The following is a 20,819-nucleotide window of genomic DNA, read 5'->3' on the forward strand; positions in this document are numbered from 1 at the left end:
CGCGGTCTCCAGTGGGGGTTCCCCTACAGACCGCGCGGCGCCTGCAACGGTTGCATGACGCCGGTCAGTCGCCGCGCTTGCGAAAGGCCAGGCTGCCGGCCAGCACCGTGAAGGTCGCCACCAGCGCCACCAGGATCCAGAAGCCGTGGGGCGAATCGGAGAGCGGGATACCGCCGACATTCATGCCGAAGAAGCCGGCGATGATGTTGATCGGCAGGGCCAGCACCGTGACCAGGGTCAGGGTGAACAGGGTGCGGTTGGTCTGCTCGGCGGAGGCGGCGGCGATCTCCTCCTGCAACAGCTTGAGACGCTCCACCAGGGCGGCGAGGTCGTCCAGCACCCGGTCGAATTCCTCGGTGGCCTCGCGCAGGGTCTGGATGTCGTCGCGGCGCAACCAGGCGGGCGGCCGGTTGAGCAACCGCAGCAGCGAGCCTGGTTCCAGCGCCAGCAGGCGCTGCAGGCGTACCAGGGCGCGTCTCAGGCTGCCGAGTTCGGCGCGACTGGCGGACAGCCGCTGGGACAGCAGCCGATCCTCGATGGCGTCCACCTTGACCGTGGTATCGCGGATGATGCCGGTCAGCACATCGGCCTGGTCGCGCAGCAGATGAACCAGCAGTTCCAGGGTCGAGCCGAAGCCCTCACCACGACGCACCGCATGGCGCAGGCGATCCACCGAGCGCAGTGGCTGGGCCCGGGCGGTCACCAGCAGTCCCGGGCGGGCGCAGGCCCAGAGGGTGGCGACGTCCACCGAGACCTGACCGTAGGCCAGGGTTACATCGTTCACTACCCCCAGCAGGGTGTCGTCGGCCGGCTCCAGGCGGGTCGAGTGGGAACCGGCGTGCAGGGATTCGAAGAACTCCTCCGGCAGCCCCAGGTGCTCGCGCATCCAGCGCTCGGCGGCGGCGTGGGCCAGGTTGAAGTGCAGCCAGCGAAAGCCACCCTCTTCCGCGTCCCAGGGATCTTCCGGCGCCATGGTCAGCGCCCGCCCCGGCTGACCGGAGGTGAAATGGTAGGCGTAGAGCAGCCCCAGCCGTTCGGCGGCCGGATGCAGGGGGATCAACGTATTGGTCATGACTACCTGCGGAGGAACGCGACATCAGGGCTCTGTTAGCAGGTCCGGATGAACCTTTGATGACAGAGCCCCGAGTCAGCAGGTGCCAGCGGCGCCCCCGGAAAGGAGGCGCGGCGCTTATTGCGGACGCATGTGCGGGAAGAGGATGACGTCGCGGATCGACGGCGAGTTGGTCAGCAGCATCACCAGGCGGTCGATGCCGATGCCCTCGCCAGCGGTGGGCGGCATGCCGTATTCCAGGGCGTTGATGAAGTCGGCGTCATAGTGCATGGCCTCGTCGTCACCGGCGTCCTTTTCCTGGACCTGCAGCATGAAGCGCTCGGCCTGGTCTTCGGCGTCGTTGAGCTCGGAGTAGGCGTTGGCGATCTCGCGGCCGCCGATGAACAGCTCGAAGCGATCGGTGACGCTGGGATTATCGTCGTTGCGGCGCGCCAGCGGCGAGACCTCGAAGGGGTACTCGGTGATGAAGTGCGGCTGCTCCAGCTTGCTCTCCACCAGCTCCTCGAAAATCATCACCTGCAGCTTGCCCAGGCCTTCGTGGCCGAGGACCTTGGCGCCGGCCTTCTTGGCGATGGCGCGGGCCTTCTCGACGTCCTGCAGGTCTTCCGCGGTGATGTCCGGGTTGTACTTGAGGATGGAGTCGTACACCGACAGGCGCACGAAGGGCTCGCCGAAGTGGAACACCTTGTCGCCATAGGGCACGTCGGTGGTGCCGAGCACGGCCATGGCCAGTTCGCGGAACAGTTCCTCGGTGAGGTCCATGTTGTCGCGGTAATCCGCATAGGCCTGGTAGAACTCGAGCATGGTGAACTCGGGATTGTGCCGGGTCGAGACGCCTTCGTTACGGAAGTTGCGGTTGATCTCGAAGACCTTCTCGAAGCCACCGACCACCAGCCGCTTGAGGTACAGCTCCGGCGCGATACGCAGGAACATGGCCATGTCCAGGGCGTTGTGGTGGGTCTCGAAGGGCTTGGCCGCCGCGCCGCCGGGAATGGTCTGCAGCATGGGCGTTTCCACTTCGAGGAAACCCCGCTCCATGAGGAAGCGGCGGATGTGGGCGATGACCTGGGAGCGCACGCGGAAGGTCTGGCGGACCTCCTCGTTGACGATCAGGTCGACATAGCGCTGGCGATAGCGCAGCTCGGTGTCGGTCAGGCCGTGGTGCTTGTCGGGCAGCGGGCGCAGCGACTTGGTCAGCAGGCGCACGTCGCTCATGTTGACGTAGAGATCGCCCTTGCCGGAGCGGGCCAGGGTACCTTCGGTGGCGATGATGTCGCCCAGGTCCCAGGTCTTGACCGCTTCCAGGGTCTCGGCCGGCAAGGTCTTGCGGTCGACATAGACCTGGATGCGCCCGCTGGTGTCCTGCAGCACCATGAAGGCACCGCGGTTGAGCATGATGCGGCCGGCTACCTTGACCTTGATGCCTGCGGCTTCCAGCTCTTCCTTGGTCTTGTCGGCGTACTGCTGCTGCAGGTCACCGGCCAGGCTGTCGCGACGGAAGTCGTTGGGGAAGGGAATGGCCTGCTGGTCGCGCAGCGTGGAAAGCTTTTCCTTGCGCTGGGCGATCAGCTTGTTGTCTTCCTGTTCCTGGGCTTGGGGGTCTAGGGGTTGTTCGCTCATGTCTGCTGTTTACCTGGGGAGTGCTTGCCATAGGAGCGGCCATGGCCGCTCCTACAGGAAATGATGGATTAAACGCCCTGCTTGAGGCTGGCTTCGAGGTATTCGTCCAGATCGCCGTCGAGCACCTTGTCGCAATCGCTGCGTTCCACGCCGGTGCGCAGATCCTTGATCCGCGAGGCGTCGAGCACATAGGAACGGATCTGGTGGCCCCAGCCGATATCGGACTTGGAGTCTTCCAGGGCCTGGGACGCGGCATTGCGCTTCTGCATTTCCAGCTCGTACAACTTGGCCCGCAGCATCTTCATGGCGGTGTCCCTGTTGGCATGCTGGGAGCGCTCGTTCTGGCACGCCACCACGGTATTGGTGGGCACGTGGGTGATCCGCACCGCGGAGTCGGTGGTGTTCACGTGCTGGCCACCCGCGCCCGAGGAGCGGTAGGTGTCGACGCGCAGATCGGACGGGTTGATCTCGATGTCGATGTTGTCGTCGATCTCGGGAGAGACGAACACCGCGGTAAAGGAGGTGTGGCGACGGTTGCCCGAGTCGAAGGGACTCTTGCGCACCAGGCGGTGCACGCCGATCTCGGTGCGCAGCCAACCGAAGGCGTACTCGCCCTTGATGTGCACGGTAGCGCCCTTGATGCCGGCGACTTCACCTTCGGACAGCTCGACGATCTCGGCGCTGAAGCCATGCTGGTCGGCCCAGCGCAAGTACATGCGCAGGAGCATGTTGGCCCAGTCCTGGGCCTCGGTGCCGCCGGAGCCGGCCTGGATGTCCAGGTAGCAGTTGTTGGGGTCCATCTCGCCGCTGAACATGCGGCGGAATTCCAGCTTCTCGAGGATGCCACGCAGGCGCTCCACCTCGGCCGCCACGTCATCGACCGCGCTCTGGTCTTCCTCTTCGGCCGCCATTTCCAGCAGGTCGCTGGCATCGGCCAGGCCGCCGGTCAGCTCGTCCAGGGTGCCGACCACCTGCGCCAGCTGGGCGCGCTCGCGGCCGAGATTCTGGGCGTACTCGGGCTTGTTCCAGACGTTGGGGTCTTCGAGCTCACGCTCCACTTCGACCAGACGATCCTGCTTCAGATCGTAGTCAAAGATACCCCCGAATGGTCTGGGTGCGGCTGGTGAGGTCCTTGATGCTGGTGACGATCGGGTTGATTTCCATGGGGGAAACACTCGCGAGAAAAGCTGTGGAAAAGCTCGCGAGTATACCCCAATCGGCGGCGAAACTCAGCGGGCGGCGGGGTACGCCGCCCGCTGCGTCTCAATCGGCGTCGAGGTCGCGGTGGCGGGTTTCCGGCAGGCACAGCAGGCCCACTATCAGGCTGACGCCGGTGATCAGCACCGGGTACCAGAGGCCGTAGAAGATGTCGCCGGTATAGACCACCAGGGCAAAGGACACCGTCGGCAGGAAGCCGCCGAACCAGCCGTTGCCGATGTGGTACGGCAGCGACATCGAGGTGTAGCGGATGCGGGTGGGAAACAGCTCCACCATCAACGCCGCCAGCGGTCCATAGCAGAGGGTGGCGATGAGGATGAGGGCGAAGATCACCGCCACCACCATGGGCTTGTTGACCTGCGCCGAGTCGGCCTTGGCCGGATACCCGGCGGCCTGTACTGCGGCGCGCAGGGCCGGCTCGTCGTAGCCGACGATGACCTTGTCACCGACGTTGACCTGCACCGCGTCCCCTGGTGCCGCGGCCACGCTGCTGTAGGGCAGGCCACTCTTGGCCAGCAGTGTCTTGACCCGGTCGCAGGGACTGTCGAAGCGCGCCTTGCCCACCGGGTCGAACTGGAAGGTGCAGGTGGCCGGATCGGCGGTGACCACGATGGGGGCCTGCTGGCTGGCCTGGTAGATCTGCGGGTTGGCGTAGTGGGTCAGGGCCTTGAACAGCGGGAAGTAGAGCACCGTGGCCAGCAGCAGGCCGAGCATGAGGATCGGCTTGCGCCCGACCTTGTCCGACAGCCAGCCGGCGATGACGAAGAAAGGCGCGCCGAGGATGACGCTGACGATCAGCAGGTTGTTGGCCAGCACCGGGTCCAGTTTGAGGGTCTGGGTGAGAAAGAACATCACATAGAACTGCGACAGGTAGAAGGTCACCGCCTGGCCGCCATTGATGCTGAACAGGGCGATCAGCACCACCTTGAGGTTGCTCCAGTTGGTGAAGGAATCACGGATCGGCGCCTTGCTCTGCTTGCCCTCGGCCTTCATGCGCAGAAAGGCTGGCGACTCGTGCATCGACAGGCGGATCCAGGTGGAGATCGCCAGCAGGAAGATCGACAGCAGGAACGGCAGGCGCCAGCCCCAGACCTCGAACTGGTCACCGGTCAGGTAGCGGCAGACCAGGATCACCACCAGCGACAGCAACAGGCCCAGGGTCGCGGTCGATTGCAGCCAGCTGGTGTGGGCGCCGCGCTTGCCGGGCGGCGCGTGCTCGGCGATGTAGGTGGCGGCCCCGCCGTATTCGCCACCCAGGGCCAGGCCCTGCAGGAGGCGCAGCAACACCAGGATGATGGGCGCGGCCACGCCGATGCTGGCATAGGTAGGCAGCAGGCCGACACCGAAGGTGGCGATGCCCATGAGGATGATGGTGGCGAGGAAGGTGTACTTGCGCCCGACCATGTCGCCCAGGCGCCCGAACACCAGGGCGCCGAAGGGCCGCACCACGAAACCGGCGGCGAAGGCCAGCAGGGCGAAGATGAAGGCGGTGGTGTCATTGACGCCGGCGAAGAACTGCTTGCTGATCACCGCTGCCAGGGCACCATAGAGAAAAAAGTCGTACCACTCGAAGACGGTCCCCAGGGACGAGGCGAAGATCACCTTGCGTTCTTCGCGGCGACTGCTGGCCGCGCTGGGTTGTACCCGGGGTTGGGCATAGTCGGACATCGCACGTTCTCCTGACCCGGGATCGCCGGGCTGATTGTTGTTATGGGCGACAGCTACTACGGTGGAAACGGCGGGAGGCCCCGCCGTCGGTGAAACCAGCTAATAGAAACTAGGCAGCCGAGACCCGCTCGGGTCGGGCCAGCGCCGCGGGCAGCTCGGTCACGCCCTGCTCGCGGGCCTCGGCCAGCATGAAGGTCGCCGCCTGCTCGGCGATCATCAGCGTCGGCGAACAGCTGTTGCCCGAGACCAGGGTCGGCATGATGGAAGCATCGGCCACCCGCAGCCCAGGAATGCCATGCACCCGCAGGCGCGCATCGACCACGGCGTAGGCGTCCTGCCCCATGCGGCAGGTGCCGGAAGGGTGAAAGATGGTGGTGCCTATGGCGCCGGCGGCCTGCTGCAACTCCTCTTCGCTCTGGTAGGCCGGGCCCGGCAGATACTCCTCGGGTCGATAGGCCGCCAGTGCCGGCGCGGCGGCGATGCGCCGGGTCAGGCGGATGGCGTCGGCGGCCACCTTGAGATCCTCCGGCGCGCTGAGGTAGCGCGGCTGGATCAGCGGCGCGGCCTGGGGGTCGGCGCTGCGGATGGCCACCTGGCCACGGCTGGCCGGTCGCAGGTTGCACACCGAGGCGGTAAAGGCGGGAAAGCCGTGCAGCGGCTCGCCGAAGCGCTCCAGCGACAGCGGCTGCACGTGATACTGCAGATTGGCCGAAGGCTGCTCCGGATCGGAACGGGCGAAGGCGCCCAGTTGGCTTGGCGCCATGGCCAGGGGACCACTGCGGCTCCAGAGATACTCCAGGCCCATGCCCAGCTTGCCCCAGAGACTGCCGGCCAGGGCATTGAGGGTCGGCACGCCATGCACCCGATAGATCAGGCGCAGTTGCAGATGATCTTGCAGATTGCCGCCGACCCCTTCCAGCCGATGCTGGACACCGATGCCCAGCCCTTCGAGCAGGCCGCGCGGACCGATGCCGGAACGCTGCAACAGGGTCGGCGAGCCGATGGCGCCGGCGCAGAGCACGATCTCCCGGCGCGCCACCAGGCGCTGGGGCTCGGCCTGGCCCGGCAGGCGCGCCAGCACCGCCCGCGCCCTGCCCTCCTCCAGCAGTACCCGCTCCACCTGGACACCCGTCAGCACCTGCAGATTGGCGCGCTGGCGGATCGGCTTGAGAAAGGCCTTGGCCGCATTCCAGCGCACCCCATTGCGCTGATTGACCTGGAAATAGCCGCAGCCTTCATTGTCGCCGGTGTTGAAGTCCTCTACCGGCTCGATGCCAGTCTGGTCGGCCGCACTGCGAAAGGCGTCGAGCAGCGTCCAGTGCAGGCGCTGGCGCTCCACCCGCCACTCGCCCCCTGCGCCATGAAAGGCCGAGGCGCCATCGCAGTGATCCTCCATCCGCTTGAACAGCGGCAGCACGTCCTGCCAGCCCCACCCCGGATTACCGGCGGCGGCCCAGCCGTCATAGTCACGGGCCTGGCCACGCATGTAGATCATGCCGTTGATGGAGGAGCAACCGCCCAGCACCCGACCGCGCGGATAATTGAGCGTCCGGCCGCCCAGGCCAGCTTCCACCTCGGTCTTGAAGCACCAGTCGGTGCGCGGATTGCCGATGCAGAACAGGTAGCCGACCGGAATGTGGATCCAGGGATGGTTGTCGCGCCCGCCCGCTTCAAGCAGCAGTACGCGATGGGCCGGATCGGCGGACAGTCGATTGGCCAACAGGCAGCCGGCCGGACCGGCACCGACGATGATGAAGTCATATTCCGCAGCAGGACCGGGCATGACGTTCCCTCGCTTTTTTGTTGTTGTGGTCCCTATCCTAGTGTCGTCATCCGCGAACAACAGTCGCAGAAAACGGGCAACGGCTGTGCATTTCTGAACAGCGCCCAGCAAGCGGCCGGTCAGACAGGCACCGACGAGGAAACAGGATGTTCGATTGGAACGATCTGCGGGTTTTTCTGGAGGTCCAGCGCCATGGCCGCCTGCTCACCGCCGCTCGCAGCCTGGGCGTCAGCCATGCCACCGTCGCCCGTCACCTGGAGGCGCTGGAACGCGCCCTGGGCAGCCAGTTGCTGGTGCAGCAGGCCAGCGGCTATCAGCTCACCCCCGCCGGCCAGGCCCTGCTGGCGCATGCCCAGGCGATGGAAGAAGCCGCGCTGCTGGCCCAGGAGGCCGTGACCCAGAGGCTCAATCCGCTGGGCCAGGTACGGGTCGGGGTGACCGAAGGCCTGGGCACTGGCTTTCTCGCCCAGCGCCTGGGGGCGCTGCTGCGCGATTATCCGGGTCTGGAAGTGGAGCTGGTCTCGGTGCCGCGCTTCGTCAGCGTCACCAACCGCGAAGCGGACATCGCCATCACCCTGGAAAGGCCCACCGCCGAAGGCCTGATCGGCCGGCGACTGACACCCTATCGCCTGAGGTTCTATGCCAGTCGCGCCTACCTGGATCGAGCACCAGCGCTGGATGCCGAAGCCGACCTCGGCGAACAGGCCTTCATCGGTTACGTCGACGACCTGCTGTACACCCGTGAACTGCAATTCATCCAGGGACTCTGCCCCGAACCGCGCATCGTCTTTCGCAGCACCAGCGTCATCGCCCAGCGCGAGGCCGCTTGTGCCGGCATCGGCATCGCGGTGCTGCCCTGCTACCTGGTGGCTCAGAACACCCCCTTGGAAGGCGTGCTCCCGGAGCGGTCCTTCACCCGCGAGTACTGGATCTCGACCCACCGGGAGTTGCACCGCTCAGCGCGCCTGCGCGTGGTCTGGGATTTCCTGTTGCACCTCTGCGCGGCGGAGCGAAGCGTCCTGCTGGGCGATGAACGCCCGCTCCCCTAGCCGTCAGACCGCCGCGGCCTCACGCTCCAGTTCGGCCCGCAGGCCCGGTTCCAGGCGCAGCTGGCGCGCCAGTTCGTCCAGGTAAGCCTTTTCCATGTACTGCTGATCGTCGATCAGCATCAGGCTGGCCAGGTACATCTCGGCAGCCATCTCCGGTGTTTCGGCTGCCGCGGCGACCTTGGCCGGATCCAGCGGTTGTTCCAGTTCCCGCTGCAACCAGCTGCGCAACTCGGGATCGTCATCCACCTTGGCCATCTCGGCCTCGATGGCCTGGCGCTCCTGGTCATCGACATGACCATCGGCCTTGGCTGCCGCGATCAGGGCGATCAGTACCGCTCGGCCATGGGCCTCGGCTTCGTGCTCGGGCACCCGATCCACGGTGCGAGGCTCGGCGGTCTGCGTACCCTGCGCCTGATTGGCTTGCCAGGACTGATAGGCCTTGTAGGCAGCCATGCCAAGTGCCGCCAGCCCGCCGTAGCCAATGGCCTTGCCGCCCAGGCCACGGCCGCGCTTGCTGCCCAGCAGGGCCGTCAGGGCGCCGGCGGCCAACCCGCTGCTACCCAGGCCCGAGAGCAGGCCGCCCAAGGGGTCCTTGCCCGCCGACGGCGTACCGGCACCCGGCCGCGTGGTCGACTGGCCGGTCTTCTTGGCCAGGGCCTGCTGGCCGGCCCTGAGCAACTGATCGAGCAAACCGCGGGTATTCATGGACAACCTCCACAAGAGACAGGGTTCAGGCTGTTGTGACCGCTCCCCTTGCCCTCCGGCTCCCGGCACCTGCTTACCGGATGTTGCAATCCCGAGGCCCGCATCGACCTGGTCGATACAAAATATTTCTGACTGACAGTTGCACTGGGCGCTACTCTTGCGTCTTCCCCTTGCAGTTGCCGGAGACACCCCATGCGTTCGCGTCTGGCTGTGCTGTTCGCGCTTTCGCTCGCCCTTACCGCCGGCCAGGTTCAGGCCGCCGCCGAGGACGCCCGCCTCATCGCCAATCGCTATCTCGATGCCTGGAACGATCACGACGCCGAGGCCGCCAGCGCGCTGCTCGATCCCAAGGTGCAGTATTTCGACAGTGGTGCTGCCACCACCGAGACCAGCCGCACCCAGGCCCGTGACCGCATCGTCAAGGTCACGCTCAAGGCCGTGCCCGATCTGCAGGTAAAGATGGTGCACAAGCCGGTGATCGGTCCGCGCAGCATCGCCTTCGAATGGGAACTGACCGGCAACCGCGTTACCGCCACCGGCAAGCAGCCGGTGAAGATCCGCGGCGCCAGCATCATGAAGATCCGCGACGGCCGCATCTGGTACCTGGGCGACTACTACGACAGCGACGCGCTGGAAGCCCTGCTGCGACCGGTCAAGCCCTGAGGCAGGCAGCCATCCGAATGGGTGGCCGCCTTTCGGTCTACTCCGCGCCGAACGGCTTGCGCAGTGGCGTATCCCGGTGCGCGGCACGCACGTACTGGGGTGGCCAGGAAACCTTTTCGCGCAGGGACTCGGCAGCGTTGAGCGGCCAGTAGGGATCGCGCAGCAGTTCGCGGGCTAGCAGCACCAGATCGGCCTGCCCGGTACGCAGCACGTGCTCGGCCTGGGCCGCATCGGTGATCATGCCTACCGCGCCACTGGGGATGTCGGCTTCCTTGCGCACCCGCTCGGCGAACTGGGTCTGGTAGCCGGGCCCGGTAGGAATGTCCGCCTGGGCTGCGGTGCCACCGGAGGAGACGTCGATCAGGTCGACGCCTAGCGTCTTCAGCCGGCGTGCCAGCTCCACCGTCTCGTCGACATCCCAGCCGTCTTCTACCCAGTCAGTGGCGGAAACCCGCACGAACAACGGCAACTCTTCCGGCCAGACCGCGCGTACATCGGCGGTGACTTCCAGCAACAGGCGAATGCGATTCTCGAAATTGCCGCCGTAATCGTCCTCACGGCGATTGGAGAGCGGCGAGAGGAACTGGTGCAGCAGATAACCGTGGGCGGCATGGACCTCGGCAACCTTGAAGCCGGCCGCCAGGGCGCGCTCGGCGGTCTCCACGAAGGCCCGGCGGACGCTGGCGATATCATCGCGATCCATGGCCGTGGGCCGGGTGTGCTGCGGATCGAAGGCGATGGCCGAGGGCGCCACCGGCACCCAGCCGCCCTCGGCGATGGGCACGCTGCCGTGCTTGCCGAGCCAGGGCTGCCAGGTACTGGCCTTGCGCCCGGCGTGGGCCAGCTGGATGCCGGCGACGCTGCCCTGGCCTTCGATGAACTGGGTGATGCGCCGCAGGGGCTCGATCTGCTCATCCTTCCACAGGCCCAGGTCCTGGGGCGTGATGCGCCCGTCGGCGGTGACCGCGGTGGCTTCGAAGATCACCAGACCGGCGCCACCGGTGGCGCGGCTGCCGAGGTGGACCAGATGCCAGTCGTTGGCGAAGCCGTCTTCGCTGGAGTACTGGCACATCGGGGAGACCACCACGCGATTGGGCAGGGTCAGCTGACGCAGGGTCAGGGGCTGGAACAGGAGACTCATGGCGGACCTCGTCTAGTCGGGATTCACGGCATTGGAGTACGCCCGACCAGAATAGATCGCCGATCCGACAGGGCTCGTCTGAAAAGTAGCCGAGCCAAGGTCAGGCAAGGCGCAACGACCAACGGGAGTAACGGCCAACGGCTGGCCCGGAGGGTGAGCGCCAGCGAATCAAATCAGCGAGGAAGCGGATCGGACTCGCGCTCGAGTTTACGAGTGGTAAATGAGCATTCCGATCGGACTGGCGAACCAGCTGATTTTTAACGCAGCATCACCGAGCGCAGGCACCTTTCAAACGAGACCTAACGCGGCGCCAGGTGCACCACCAGCAGTTGCACGCTCTCGTTGCCGCGAAACTCGTTCACGTCCAGCCGATAGGCCAGCTCGGCCCAGCGGATGTTGGGATCGGGCCAGGTGTCGCGATCGATGTTGAAGGCGATGCCGTCCAGCTCCGGGCCACCCTCCTCGCTGCGCAGGGTCAGCTTGAGATGCCGCTCCTTGAGCAGTCGCTGGGAGAGGATCTCGAAGGTGCCATGGAACAGCGGTTCAGGAAACTGCTGGCCCCAGGGACCGGCCTGACGCAGGGCCTGGGCCAGGTTGAGCTGGAACTCGGCAGGCGCGAGGCAGCCGTCGGTCTGCAGTCGCCCGCTGAGGTCGTCGGCTTGCAGGTGGCGCCGCACCTCGGCGTCGAAGGCGGCGGCAAAGGTCTCGTAGTGCGCCTGGGGCAGGCTGAGGCCGGCGGCCATGGCGTGACCACCGAACTTGGTGATCAGTCCCGGATGGCGGGTCGCCACAGCGTCCAGGGCATCGCGGATGTGCAACCCGGCCACCGAACGCGCCGAACCCTTGAGCATGCCGGTGCCGCTGCCGTCATCGGCAAAGGCGAGCGCGGGGCGGTGATACTTTTCCTTGAGGCGCGAGGCGAGGATGCCGATCACGCCTTGGTGCCATTCCGGATCGAACAGGCAGAGACCGAAGGGCAGATTGTCTTCCGGCAATTCCTTGAGCTGCTTGAGCGCTTCGCGCTGCATGCCCTGCTCGATGCTCTTGCGGTCCTTGTTGAAGTCGTCCAGTTGCTGGGCGTATTCCTGCGCCAGCTGCGGGTCTTCGCAGAGTAGCAACTCGATGCCGATGGACATGTCGTCCAGGCGCCCGGCCGCATTGAGGCGCGGCCCGAGGATGAAACCGAGGTCGCTGGAGGCCACCTTGCCCGGCTGACGCCCGGCCACTTCCAGCAGTGCCTTGAGCCCTGGCCGTGCCCGGCCGGCGCGGATCCGCATCAGCCCCTGGTGCACCAGGATGCGGTTGTTGGCATCCAGCGGCACCACGTCGGCGACGCTACCCAGGGCCACCAGATCCAGCAACTCGGCCAGATTGGGCTCGGCCAGGCCCTGACGGGCGAACCAGCCGCTCTCGCGCAGGCGGCTGCGCAGCGCCAGCATCACATAGAAGATCACCCCGACCCCGGCGATGCACTTGCTGGGAAAGGCGCAGGCCGGCTGGTTGGGATTGACGATGGCGTCAGCGGCGGGCAATTCGGCGCCCGGCAGGTGGTGGTCGGTGATGACCACCTGCAGCCCGGCCGCCTTGGCCACGGCCACCCCATCCAGGCTGGAGATGCCGTTGTCGACGGTGAGCAGCACCTCGGGTTCGCGCTGCAGGGCCACGGCGACGATCTCGGGCGTCAGGCCATAGCCGTACTCGAAACGATTGGGTACCAGGTAGTCGACCCAGGCGGCGCCCAGCCGGCGCAGGGCCAGCACGCCCACGGCGCTGGCGGTGGCGCCATCGGCGTCGAAATCGCCGACGATGAGGATGCGGCGGCGCTCTTCCAGGGCGCGGGCCAGCAGCTCCACCGCCGCCTCGATGCCCTTGAGCTGGTGATAGGGCACCAGCCGCGCCAGGCCCTTGTCCAGTTCTTCCGGCTGGGTCACGCCGCGCGCGGCATAGAGCCGGGTGAGCAGCGGTGGCAGGTCGCCCAGGTCGGGCAAAACCGCCGGCAGCGGGCGAGGCTCCAGGCGCATCAACGCTCGCCCAGCAGCCATTCCAGCTGCAGTTCGTGCTGGCCACGGTCGTCGGTGACGAACAGGGTGCCTTCGCTGATCATCACCTGCCAGGCGATGCTGCGCGGCAGATCGCGGGCCAGCTCGGCCAGGGGCTCGGCGGGCACGGCGGCGATGTGCAGGTTCTTCAGCGTCTTGACCGCATCCACCACCTTGTTCTGCCAGACACGCAGGTTGCCGTAGGCCAGCAGGCTGGTACGTTCGGTGCGACGGCTGCACCAGGTCAGGCGCTCGGCATCGGGCTGCCCGACCTCGATCCAGTGCAGTACCCGGCCATCGAGACTCTTTTCCCACAGCGCCGGCTCGTCGACATCGGACAGGCCGCGCCCAAAGGCCAGCTGCTCGTTGTACCAGAGCGCAAAGGCCAACAACCGTACCACCAGCCGCTCCTCGGTCTCGGAGGGATGCCGCGCCACGGTCAGGCGCAGATTCTCATAGACCCCACGATCCAGATCGGTGAGGTTGAGTTCGACTTTATAGGGCGTGGCTTGCAGAGCCATGGGCGGGTCACCGGCAGGGAAAGCCGGGCATTGTACCGGAAAAGGCCGAGGGACTTGGGACCTTGGATCCGTAGGTTGAGCTGAGCGCAGCGAAGCCCAACAAAGACGATTCGCGTCCGACTTTGTTGGGCTTCGACGATGGAGCCGTCTCTGCCCAACCTACGGTCGTAGGTTGGGCAAACTACCCTACAGCGGCTGACCACGCTTGCCGTGGCGGGCGACGAAGGCCTGGACGGCGGCGAGGTCGTTGGGCAGCACGGTGCAGCGCTCTTCGCGTTGCAGCAGGTCGGCCAGGTGGGTCGGCAGGCTCAGCGTTGCGCCGATGCCGGCCTTTTCCACCGCTTCGGGGAATTTCACCGGGTGGGCGGTACCCAGCACCACCATGGGGGTGGCCAGGCTGCGGCGGCATTCGCGAGCGGCGCGCACGCCAATGGCGGTGTGCGGATCCAGCACTTCGCCAGTAGCCGCATAGACCTCGGCGATGGTGGCGCAGGTCTCTTCGTCGCTCACGGCCAGGGAGTCGAACAGCTTGCGTGCCTCGGTCCAGCGATCATCCGCCACAGACAGGGTGCCGCTGCTACGGAAATTCGCCATCAGCTCGGCCAGGGCCAGGCCGTCGCGACCGTGCAGGTCGAACAGCAGTCGCTCGAAGTTGGACGACACCATGATGTCCATGGACGGCGACAGCGAGGCCTCCAGTTGCTGCTTGTCATAGCGGTTGCCCGACATGAAGCGGTGCAGGATGTCGTTGCGGTTGGTCGCCACCACCAGCTGGCTCACCGGCAGGCCCATGTTGCGCGCCAGGTAGCCGGCGAAGATGTCGCCGAAGTTGCCGGTGGGCACGGAGAAGGCGATGGAACGCGCCGGGCCGCCCAGCTGCAGGGCCGCATGGAAGTAGTAGACGATCTGGGCCATGATCCGCGCCCAGTTGATCGAGTTGACCGCCACCAGCGGTGCGCCCTTGAGGAAGCCTTGGTCGGCGAAGCTGGCCTTGACCATCTCCTGGCAGTCGTCGAAGTTGCCTTCGATGGCGATGTTGTGGATGTTGTCGCCCAGCAGCGTGGTCATCTGCCGACGCTGCACCTCCGACACCCGCTGGTGCGGATGCAGGATGAAGATGTCCACGTTCTCGCAGCGCTTGCAGCCTTCGATGGCCGCCGAGCCGGTGTCGCCGGAGGTAGCGCCCATGATCACCACGCGCTCGCCGCGCTTGGCCAGTACATGGTCGAGCAACCGGCCGAGCAGCTGCAAGGCGAAGTCCTTGAAGGCCAGGGTCGGGCCATGGAACAGCTCCAGCACCCACTCGTTGGCGTCCAGCTGGCGCAGCGGCGCGATCGAACTGTGGGCGAAACCCGCGTAGGTCTCTTCCAGGATGGCCTTGAATTCGGCATCGGCGATGGAGCCGGCGACGAAGGGCTTCATCACCCGGAAGGCCAGCTCGTGATAGGGCAGACCGGCCCAGGAGGCGATCTCCTCCAGGGAAAACCGCGGCAGGTTCTCCGGTACGTAGAGACCACCATCACTGGCGAGACCCGCCAGCAGCACTTCTTCGAAATTCAGCGCGGGCGCCTGGCCGCGGGTACTGATGTAACGCATGACTCGACCTCGGGAAAGACGGCGGCGCCGGGCGCCGCCAGGCTGCTCAGTTCAGGTGCTCGACACGGATGCGGACCACGTCGCCGACGACGTCGTCCAGGGCTTCCAGGGCGGCGATGGCCTCGACCATGTGACGCTCGATCACGCGATGGGTGATGAGGATCATGGGCACCAGGCCGTCATGCTCCTCGGCTTCCTTCTGCATGATGGACTCTATGTTGATGCCGCGTGCCGACAGGATGCTCGCCACCTGGGCCAGCACGCCCGGGTGATCCTTGGCCTGGATGCGCAGATAGTAGGCGCTCTCGCAGGACTCGATCGGCAACACCGGATGGTCGGACAGCGCATCGGGCTGGAAGGCCAGGTGCGGCACGCGGTTTTCCGGGTCGGACGTCATGGCGCGGACCACGTCCACCAGGTCGGCCACCACCGCCGAGGCGGTAGGCTCCTGGCCGGCTCCAGCGCCGTAGAACAGCGTCGAGCCGACGGCGTCGCCATTGACCATCACCGCGTTCATCACGCCGTTGACGTTGGCGATCAGCCGATCGGCCGGGATCAGCGTCGGGTGTACCCGCAGCTCGATGCCCTGGTCGGTGCTGCGCGCCACGCCCAGGTGCTTGATGCGATAGCCCAGCGCCTCGGCGTAGCCGACATCGGCGGTGGTCAGCCGGGTGATGCCCTCGGTGTAGGCCTTGTCGAATTGCAGCGGGATGCCGAAGGCGATGGACGCCAGGATGGTCAGCTTGTGGGCGGCATCGATGCCTTCCACATCGAAGGTCGGATCGGCTTCGGCATAACCCAGCGCCTGGGCCTCGGCCAGGACGTCGGGGAAGGTGCGACCCTTCTCGCGCATCTCGGAGAGGATGAAGTTGCCGGTGCCGTTGATGATGCCGGCCACCCAGTTGATGCGGTTGGCCGCCAGGCCTTCGCGCAGCGCCTTGATCACCGGGATGCCACCGGCCACCGAGGCCTCGAAGGCGACTATCACGCCCTGCTCGCGCGCCTTGGCGAAGATCTCGTTGCCGTGGACCGCGATCAGCGCCTTGTTGGCGGTGACCACGTGCTTGCCATTGGCGATGGCGCGCAGCACCAGCTCGCGCGCCAGGGTGTAGCCGCCGATCAGCTCCACCACCACGTCGATCTCGGGATTGTCGACCACGGCCAGGACATCGGCGGTGATTGGCGTGTTGCCGGTATCGCAGTGAGGATTCGGCCGGCGCTGGGCGATCTGCGCCACCTCGATACCCCGTCCGGCACGCCGGGCGATTTCCTCGGCGTTGCGCTTGAGTACGTTGAAGGTCCCGCTGCCCACGGTACCCAGACCACAGATGCCTACTTTGACCGGCTTCACACCCTTATCCCCATGTCGTGTGGCGCCGCTCCGCAGCGCCGTTGAAATCTCTGTCGCCGCGCCAGGCCCTGTACGAAAGTGCCCGCGCTTGATGCGTCGTGCAGAACCTAGCGGGCGCTGATTGCCGCCTCCGCCAACTGGTCTGCCGGCTGATAACCCGGAATCATCTGGCCGTCGGCCAGAATGATCGCCGGGGTGCCCTGGATGCCCATGTTCTGCCCCAGCGCGAATTGCTGAGCGACCGGATTCTGGCAGCTTTCGGACTTGACCTCATGCCCGGTGAACATCTGGTTCAGCGCGGTAGGCTTGTCCTTGGCGCACCATACCGCTTCCAGCTGCTTGGACCCCGGCGAGCCCATGCCCTGCCGCGGGAAGGCCAGGTAACGCACCTCGATGCCGCGCTTGTTCAGCTCGGGCACCTCGGCGTGCAGCTTCTGGCAATAGGGGCAGGTGGTGTCGGTGAAGACGGTGATGTGCGCCTTGGTCTCGCCCTTGGCGGGATAGACGATCATCTGGTTGCGATCGAGGCCGTTGATCTGCCGCGCCACGGCGACGTTCTCGGCCTTCTCGGTCAGGTTGGAGGCCTTGCCGTCCTTGACCTGGTAGAGATAGCCCTGCATGACGAACTGGCCGTCGCCGCTGGCATAGAGCACCCGACCGCCCTTGAGCTGGACCTGGTAGAGGCCTTCCAGCGGGCTCTTGGCGATGGACTCGATGGCGAGATTGGGTTGCAGCGCGGTCAGGCTCTGGCGAATGGCCTGCTCAGGTTCGGCCTGAGCCAGTTGCACGCCGAGCCCCAGGCAAGCGGCGAGCAACAGTTGGGAAATACGCATGGTTGACTCCTGTTGAGACGCCGGCAAGCCTACCACAGACCTGCCGGCTACGGCGGTCCCGCCCCAGGGCGGGGCTTCAGAAGTATCTACGCAATTTTGGCGGCGCTTTTGATCCCTGAGCGGCGTTGCCGCTCCTCGCCATAGCCCTGCTATGACTCGTCCCGGCGCCTGGCTCAGAAACCAAAATCACTCGCCAATTCTTGCGCGAACTTCTGAAACACCGCCCTAGCCGCGCGGATGGTGCTGGGCGTGCAGTTGCTGCAGCCGCACCCGGGCGACATGGGTATAGATCTGGGTGGTGGACAGACTGGTATGGCCGAGCAGCATCTGCACCGTGCGCAGGTCGGCGCCGTGGTTGAGCAGGTGGGTGGCGAAGGCGTGCCTGAGGGTATGCGGCGACAGCGAGGTGCGGATGCCGGCCACCTGGGCATGCAGCTTGATGCGGTGCCAGAAGGTCTGCCGGGTCATGGGCGTACCTCTCTGGCTGGGGAAAAGGATGTCACCGGGCTGGCCGCCCAGCAGTAGTGGTCGCGCGGTCTTGAGATAGTCCTCCAACCAGGCGATGGCCTCTTCACCCAGGGGAATCAGCCGTTCCTTGCTGCCCTTGCCGAACACCCGCAGTGAGCCCTCGCGCAGGTTGATCTCGTCCAGGGTCAGGCTGATCAGCTCGGTCACCCGCAGTCCGGTGGCATAGAGCACCTCGAGCATGGTGCGATCGCGCAGGCCCAGGGTGTCCTCGGTATCCGGCGCGGCCAGCAGGGCTTCCACGTCCGCCTCGGACAGGCTCTTGGGCAGCGGCGCGCCCAGCTGCGGCATGCTCACCAGCAGCGTCGGGTCCTCGGCGACCCGCCCCACGCGCACGGCATACTTGTAGAAGCTGCGCAGGCCGGAGAGGAAACGCGCGGTGGAACGCGCCTGGTAGCCTTCGCTCAGCCGCCAGCCGAGGTGATCGAGCACGGCGTCGCGCCCCAGACTCTCCAGGGTCAGCCCCCTGCCCTCCAGCCAGCGGGCGAAGGCCAGCAGATCGGTGCGGTAGGCGCTGCGGGTATGGGGCGACAGCCCCTTCTCCAGCCACAGGGCGTCGAGGAATTCCTCGATCAGCCGCTCGGCGCTCACGCGGCGAATCCGGGCAGCACCGGCGTCGGCTTGCCCTCGTCGTCGACCGCGACAAAGCTGAAAGCACCGTTGATGGCGCGCTCGCGCCCTTCCGCCAACATGCCCTCGACGAAGACCTCGACCTGCACCTTGATGCTGGTATTACCGACCTTCACCACCCGCCCGATCAGTTCGACGATGGAGCCGGCGGGAATCGGATGATTGAAGTCGATGCGATCGGTGGAGACCGTCACCAGCGGCTTGCGGCAGAAGCGCGTCGCGGTGATGAAGGACACCTCATCCATCCAGGCCAGGGCAGTGCCGCCGAACAGGGTGTGGTGATGATTGGTGGTGGGCGGGAACACCGCCTTGGCCACCCGGGTTTCCGATAGCGCGGTGCGCCGCTGGATTTCCGCTTCGCGGGTCGTCATGTCTTACCTCGAACCTCAGAAACGAAAAAAAGCAGCCGAAGCTGCTTTTTTCTGGTCACGCCGCGATCAGGAAAGCTTTTCCTTGATGCGGGCAGCCTTGCCGGACAGTTCGCGCAGGTAGTACAGCTTGGCCTTGCGCACGTCACCGCGACGCTTGACGCTCAGGCTGTCGACCAGCGGGCTGTAGGTCTGGAAGGTACGCTCGACGCCAACGCCGTTGGAGATCTTGCGTACGGTGAAGGCGCTGTTCAGGCCGCGGTTACGCTTGCCGATCACCACGCCTTCGAAGGCCTGCAGACGCTGACGGTCGCCTTCCTTCACCTTAACCTGGACGATCACGGTGTCGCCGGGGGCGAACGCCGGGATTTCCTTGTTCATCTGCTCAGCTTCGATCTGGGCAATGATTTTGTTGGTCATGTCACTCTGCTCCTAAGACGGGCCGCGGCCCGCCATCGATACCTAACTATCGTTCCGCTGACGAAGGTATTCCGCCAACAGGTTCTGCTCTTCTCCAGAAAGCGAGCGGCCATCCAGAAGATCGGCGCGTCGCTCCGCAGTGCGTCCCAGGGACTGCTGCAGGCGCCAGCGCCGGATATGCTCGTGGTTACCACTGAGCAACACGTCGGGTACGCGACGGCCCTCGTACACCTCGGGTCGGGTGTAGTGCGGGCAATCGAGCAGGCCGTCGGTAAACGAGTCCTGCTCGGCGGAATCCACATGCCCCAAGGCTCCGGGCAGCAGTCGCGTAACCCCATCGATCAGCACCATGGCCGGCAATTCACCGCCGGACAGCACATAGTCGCCAATCGACCATTCTTCATCCACGTGCGTCTCGATGAAACGCTCGTCGATGCCTTCGTAACGCCCGGCGATGAGGATCAGATGCTCCTCCTGCGCCAGTTCCCGTACCGCCGCCTGGTCGAGCTTGCGACCCTGGGGGGACAGGTAGATCACCTTCGCCGCCGAATCACCCTTGGCATCGGCCAGGGCGCGCTCCAGCGGCTGGATCTTCATGACCATCCCGGGACCGCCGCCAAAGGGCCGGTCGTCCACGGTCTGGTGGCGATCCTCGGTATAGCTGCGCGGGTTGTAGCAGGTCAGTTCCAGGAGCCCCTGCTTCATCGCGCGACCGCTCACGCCATAGGCGCTCACGGCCTCGAACATCTCGGGAAAGAGGCTGATGACATCGATACGCATGGATTAGAAATCCGCGTCCCAGTCGACCTGCATCTCGCCCTTGGCCAGATCCACCGCCAGCACGTACTGGTCAGGCAGATAGGGCAGTAGACGCTCACGATCGTCGAGGCTGCCAGCACTGGGCTTGACCACCATGACGTCGTTGGCCCCGGTCTCCAGCAGATGATCCACCACACCCAGCCACTGGCCTTCGCGATTGATCACCTTGAGACCTTCCAACTGATGCCAGTAATAGTCGCCGGCGCCCAGCTGGGGCAATTCACTACGCGGCACGCAGATCTCGAAACCGGCCATGAGACGGGCCTCTTCGCGATCATCCAGGCCCTGCAGACGTACCGTCAGAACCTTGCCGTGCAGCCGACCGCCGAGCACCTTGACCTGCCGGATCTCGCCTTCGCGCCGCAGCGTCCAGGTCCGATAGTCCAGCAGATTGTCGAGCGGATCGGTAAAGGAGTAGATCTTGAGCTCACCGCGTACGCCGAAGACCGAAACTATCTTGCCCAGGACCACCAGGTCGGGGGCGGAGGTCGGCGTACTCATGGTCTTCAGGCGGTAGCCTGAGCGCTCTTGAGCAGCTGAGCAACGCGCTCGGACGGCTGGGCGCCCTGCGACAGCCAGTAGCTGGCACGCTCTTGATCCACCGACAGACGGATTTCGGCGCCGCTGGCGATCGGGTTGAAGAAACCGATGCGCTCGACGAAGCGACCATCACGCGCATTGCGGCTGTTGGTCACGGTCAGGTGGTAGAAGGGGCGCTTCTTGGAGCCGCCACGGGCTAGACGGATGGTTACCATTGAACTTCGTTCCTGTAGTCGGTGCTTGAAACAGTGGGCACGC

Annotated in this window: 20 protein-coding genes; 2 read left to right on the forward strand and 18 right to left on the reverse strand. The window is 65.7% G+C overall.

The window, feature by feature from the left end:
* Nucleotides 1–64: 64 nt before the first annotated feature.
* The 5 genes from PJ259_RS11490 to PJ259_RS11510 all read right to left on the reverse strand — a co-directional run bounded on the left by PJ259_RS11490 (nt 65) and on the right by PJ259_RS11510 (nt 7,361).
* Complete coding sequence (locus PJ259_RS11490; protein ID WP_271652903.1) at nt 65–1,072, reverse strand: transporter; 1,008 nt, start codon at nt 1,070–1,072, stop codon at nt 65–67.
* A gap of 117 nt (nt 1,073–1,189) precedes the next feature.
* A complete protein-coding gene (lysS, locus tag PJ259_RS11495) occupies nt 1,190–2,692 on the reverse strand; it encodes a lysine--tRNA ligase (RefSeq protein WP_059316036.1) in 1,503 nt (500 codons plus the stop codon).
* Between the two features lie 68 nt (nt 2,693–2,760).
* A protein-coding gene (gene prfB, locus PJ259_RS11500) for a peptide chain release factor 2 (protein WP_271652904.1) occupies nt 2,761–3,856 on the reverse strand; the annotation gives its coding sequence in 2 pieces (ribosomal slippage) (nt 2,761–3,783 and nt 3,785–3,856; 1,095 coding nt in all).
* 99 nt (nt 3,857–3,955) lie between these two features.
* Complete coding sequence (locus tag PJ259_RS11505) at nt 3,956–5,578, reverse strand: MFS transporter (RefSeq protein WP_059316037.1); 1,623 nt, start codon at nt 5,576–5,578, stop codon at nt 3,956–3,958.
* Nucleotides 5,579–5,687: 109 nt separating this feature from the next.
* On the reverse strand, nt 5,688–7,361 hold the full coding sequence (locus PJ259_RS11510; RefSeq protein ID WP_271652905.1) for a GMC family oxidoreductase: 1,674 nt from the start codon (nt 7,359–7,361) through the stop codon (nt 5,688–5,690).
* 146 nt (nt 7,362–7,507) lie between these two features.
* On the opposite strand from PJ259_RS11510, the gene PJ259_RS11515 reads away from it, so the two are divergent.
* Nucleotides 7,508–8,410 carry a LysR family transcriptional regulator gene (locus PJ259_RS11515; RefSeq protein ID WP_271652906.1) on the forward strand — a complete coding sequence of 301 codons (903 nt, stop codon included), beginning with the start codon at nt 7,508–7,510 and terminating at the stop codon, nt 8,408–8,410.
* 3 nt (nt 8,411–8,413) lie between these two features.
* Here PJ259_RS11515 and PJ259_RS11520 read toward each other — a convergent pair whose 3' ends face one another.
* Nucleotides 8,414–9,115, reverse strand: a complete 702-nt coding sequence (locus PJ259_RS11520) for a tellurite resistance TerB family protein (RefSeq protein WP_271652907.1) — start codon at nt 9,113–9,115, stop codon at nt 8,414–8,416.
* A gap of 192 nt (nt 9,116–9,307) precedes the next feature.
* On the opposite strand from PJ259_RS11520, the gene PJ259_RS11525 reads away from it, so the two are divergent.
* The gene (locus PJ259_RS11525) at nt 9,308–9,778 is read left to right on the forward strand and encodes a nuclear transport factor 2 family protein (RefSeq protein ID WP_271652908.1); all 471 of its coding nucleotides are present in this window, start codon (nt 9,308–9,310) and stop codon (nt 9,776–9,778) included.
* A 37-nt stretch (nt 9,779–9,815) separates the two neighbouring features.
* Here the strand turns inward: PJ259_RS11525 and PJ259_RS11530 are convergent, their stop codons facing one another.
* From PJ259_RS11530 to rpsP, 12 genes are all read right to left on the reverse strand, one after another.
* The gene (locus PJ259_RS11530) at nt 9,816–10,919 is read right to left on the reverse strand and encodes an NADH:flavin oxidoreductase/NADH oxidase (protein ID WP_059316042.1); all 1,104 of its coding nucleotides are present in this window, start codon (nt 10,917–10,919) and stop codon (nt 9,816–9,818) included.
* Nucleotides 10,920–11,218: 299 nt separating this feature from the next.
* Nucleotides 11,219–12,940, reverse strand: coding sequence for a single-stranded-DNA-specific exonuclease RecJ (recJ, locus tag PJ259_RS11535; protein ID WP_271652909.1), 1,722 nt, complete (start codon nt 12,938–12,940; stop codon nt 11,219–11,221).
* Nucleotides 12,940–13,479 carry a YaeQ family protein gene (locus PJ259_RS11540; protein ID WP_271652910.1) on the reverse strand — a complete coding sequence of 180 codons (540 nt, stop codon included), beginning with the start codon at nt 13,477–13,479 and terminating at the stop codon, nt 12,940–12,942. The genes recJ and PJ259_RS11540 overlap by 1 nt, the downstream gene beginning before the upstream one ends.
* A gap of 186 nt (nt 13,480–13,665) precedes the next feature.
* Entirely contained in the window at nt 13,666–15,075 is a 1,410-nt protein-coding gene (thrC, locus tag PJ259_RS11545) for a threonine synthase (protein WP_271652911.1), read from the reverse strand.
* A 46-nt stretch (nt 15,076–15,121) separates the two neighbouring features.
* On the reverse strand, nt 15,122–16,426 hold the full coding sequence (locus PJ259_RS11550) for a homoserine dehydrogenase (RefSeq protein WP_271652912.1): 1,305 nt from the start codon (nt 16,424–16,426) through the stop codon (nt 15,122–15,124).
* A 107-nt stretch (nt 16,427–16,533) separates the two neighbouring features.
* Complete coding sequence (locus tag PJ259_RS11555) at nt 16,534–17,259, reverse strand: thioredoxin fold domain-containing protein (RefSeq protein ID WP_271652913.1); 726 nt, start codon at nt 17,257–17,259, stop codon at nt 16,534–16,536.
* Between the two features lie 225 nt (nt 17,260–17,484).
* Nucleotides 17,485–18,375: a site-specific tyrosine recombinase XerD gene (gene xerD, locus PJ259_RS11560; RefSeq protein WP_271652914.1), complete on the reverse strand. Its 891-nt coding sequence runs from the start codon at nt 18,373–18,375 to the stop codon at nt 17,485–17,487.
* Nucleotides 18,372–18,785, reverse strand: coding sequence for an acyl-CoA thioesterase (locus tag PJ259_RS11565; RefSeq protein ID WP_059316048.1), 414 nt, complete (start codon nt 18,783–18,785; stop codon nt 18,372–18,374). The genes xerD and PJ259_RS11565 overlap by 4 nt, the downstream gene beginning before the upstream one ends.
* A 66-nt stretch (nt 18,786–18,851) precedes the next feature.
* On the reverse strand, nt 18,852–19,202 hold the full coding sequence (rplS, locus tag PJ259_RS11570) for a 50S ribosomal protein L19 (protein WP_007160957.1): 351 nt from the start codon (nt 19,200–19,202) through the stop codon (nt 18,852–18,854).
* A 42-nt stretch (nt 19,203–19,244) separates the two neighbouring features.
* A complete protein-coding gene (gene trmD, locus PJ259_RS11575; RefSeq protein WP_059316049.1) occupies nt 19,245–19,982 on the reverse strand; it encodes a tRNA (guanosine(37)-N1)-methyltransferase TrmD in 738 nt (245 codons plus the stop codon).
* A gap of 3 nt (nt 19,983–19,985) precedes the next feature.
* Nucleotides 19,986–20,522, reverse strand: coding sequence for a ribosome maturation factor RimM (gene rimM, locus PJ259_RS11580; RefSeq protein WP_271652915.1), 537 nt, complete (start codon nt 20,520–20,522; stop codon nt 19,986–19,988).
* Nucleotides 20,523–20,527: 5 nt separating this feature from the next.
* Entirely contained in the window at nt 20,528–20,776 is a 249-nt protein-coding gene (rpsP, locus tag PJ259_RS11585; protein ID WP_059316051.1) for a 30S ribosomal protein S16, read from the reverse strand.
* Between the last annotated feature and the right edge of the window lie 43 nt (nt 20,777–20,819).

Source organism: Pseudomonas sp. JBR1 (assembly GCF_028198185.1).
In the GTDB taxonomy this organism is placed as follows: Bacteria; Pseudomonadota; Gammaproteobacteria; order Pseudomonadales; family Pseudomonadaceae; genus Chryseomonas; species Chryseomonas oryzihabitans_E.

Excerpts from the sequence above, each read along its gene's own strand:
- PJ259_RS11490 (WP_271652903.1), bottom strand. The coding sequence starts at position 1,072 with ATGACCAATACGTTGATCCCCCTGCATCCGGCCGCCGAACGGCTGGGG.
- lysS (WP_059316036.1), bottom strand. The coding sequence starts at position 2,692 with ATGAGCGAACAACCCCTAGACCCCCAAGCCCAGGAACAGGAAGACAAC.
- PJ259_RS11505 (WP_059316037.1), bottom strand. The coding sequence starts at position 5,578 with ATGTCCGACTATGCCCAACCCCGGGTACAACCCAGCGCGGCCAGCAGT.
- PJ259_RS11510 (WP_271652905.1), bottom strand. The coding sequence starts at position 7,361 with ATGCCCGGTCCTGCTGCGGAATATGACTTCATCATCGTCGGTGCCGGT.
- PJ259_RS11515 (WP_271652906.1), top strand. The coding sequence starts at position 7,508 with ATGTTCGATTGGAACGATCTGCGGGTTTTTCTGGAGGTCCAGCGCCAT.
- PJ259_RS11520 (WP_271652907.1), bottom strand. The coding sequence starts at position 9,115 with ATGAATACCCGCGGTTTGCTCGATCAGTTGCTCAGGGCCGGCCAGCAG.
- PJ259_RS11525 (WP_271652908.1), top strand. The coding sequence starts at position 9,308 with ATGCGTTCGCGTCTGGCTGTGCTGTTCGCGCTTTCGCTCGCCCTTACC.
- PJ259_RS11530 (WP_059316042.1), bottom strand. The coding sequence starts at position 10,919 with ATGAGTCTCCTGTTCCAGCCCCTGACCCTGCGTCAGCTGACCCTGCCC.
- recJ (WP_271652909.1), bottom strand. The coding sequence starts at position 12,940 with ATGCGCCTGGAGCCTCGCCCGCTGCCGGCGGTTTTGCCCGACCTGGGC.
- PJ259_RS11540 (WP_271652910.1), bottom strand. The coding sequence starts at position 13,479 with ATGGCTCTGCAAGCCACGCCCTATAAAGTCGAACTCAACCTCACCGAT.
- thrC (WP_271652911.1), bottom strand. The coding sequence starts at position 15,075 with ATGCGTTACATCAGTACCCGCGGCCAGGCGCCCGCGCTGAATTTCGAA.
- PJ259_RS11555 (WP_271652913.1), bottom strand. The coding sequence starts at position 17,259 with ATGCGTATTTCCCAACTGTTGCTCGCCGCTTGCCTGGGGCTCGGCGTG.
- PJ259_RS11565 (WP_059316048.1), bottom strand. The coding sequence starts at position 18,785 with ATGACGACCCGCGAAGCGGAAATCCAGCGGCGCACCGCGCTATCGGAA.
- rplS (WP_007160957.1), bottom strand. The coding sequence starts at position 19,202 with ATGACCAACAAAATCATTGCCCAGATCGAAGCTGAGCAGATGAACAAG.
- trmD (WP_059316049.1), bottom strand. The coding sequence starts at position 19,982 with ATGCGTATCGATGTCATCAGCCTCTTTCCCGAGATGTTCGAGGCCGTG.
- rimM (WP_271652915.1), bottom strand. The coding sequence starts at position 20,522 with ATGAGTACGCCGACCTCCGCCCCCGACCTGGTGGTCCTGGGCAAGATA.
- rpsP (WP_059316051.1), bottom strand. The coding sequence starts at position 20,776 with ATGGTAACCATCCGTCTAGCCCGTGGCGGCTCCAAGAAGCGCCCCTTC.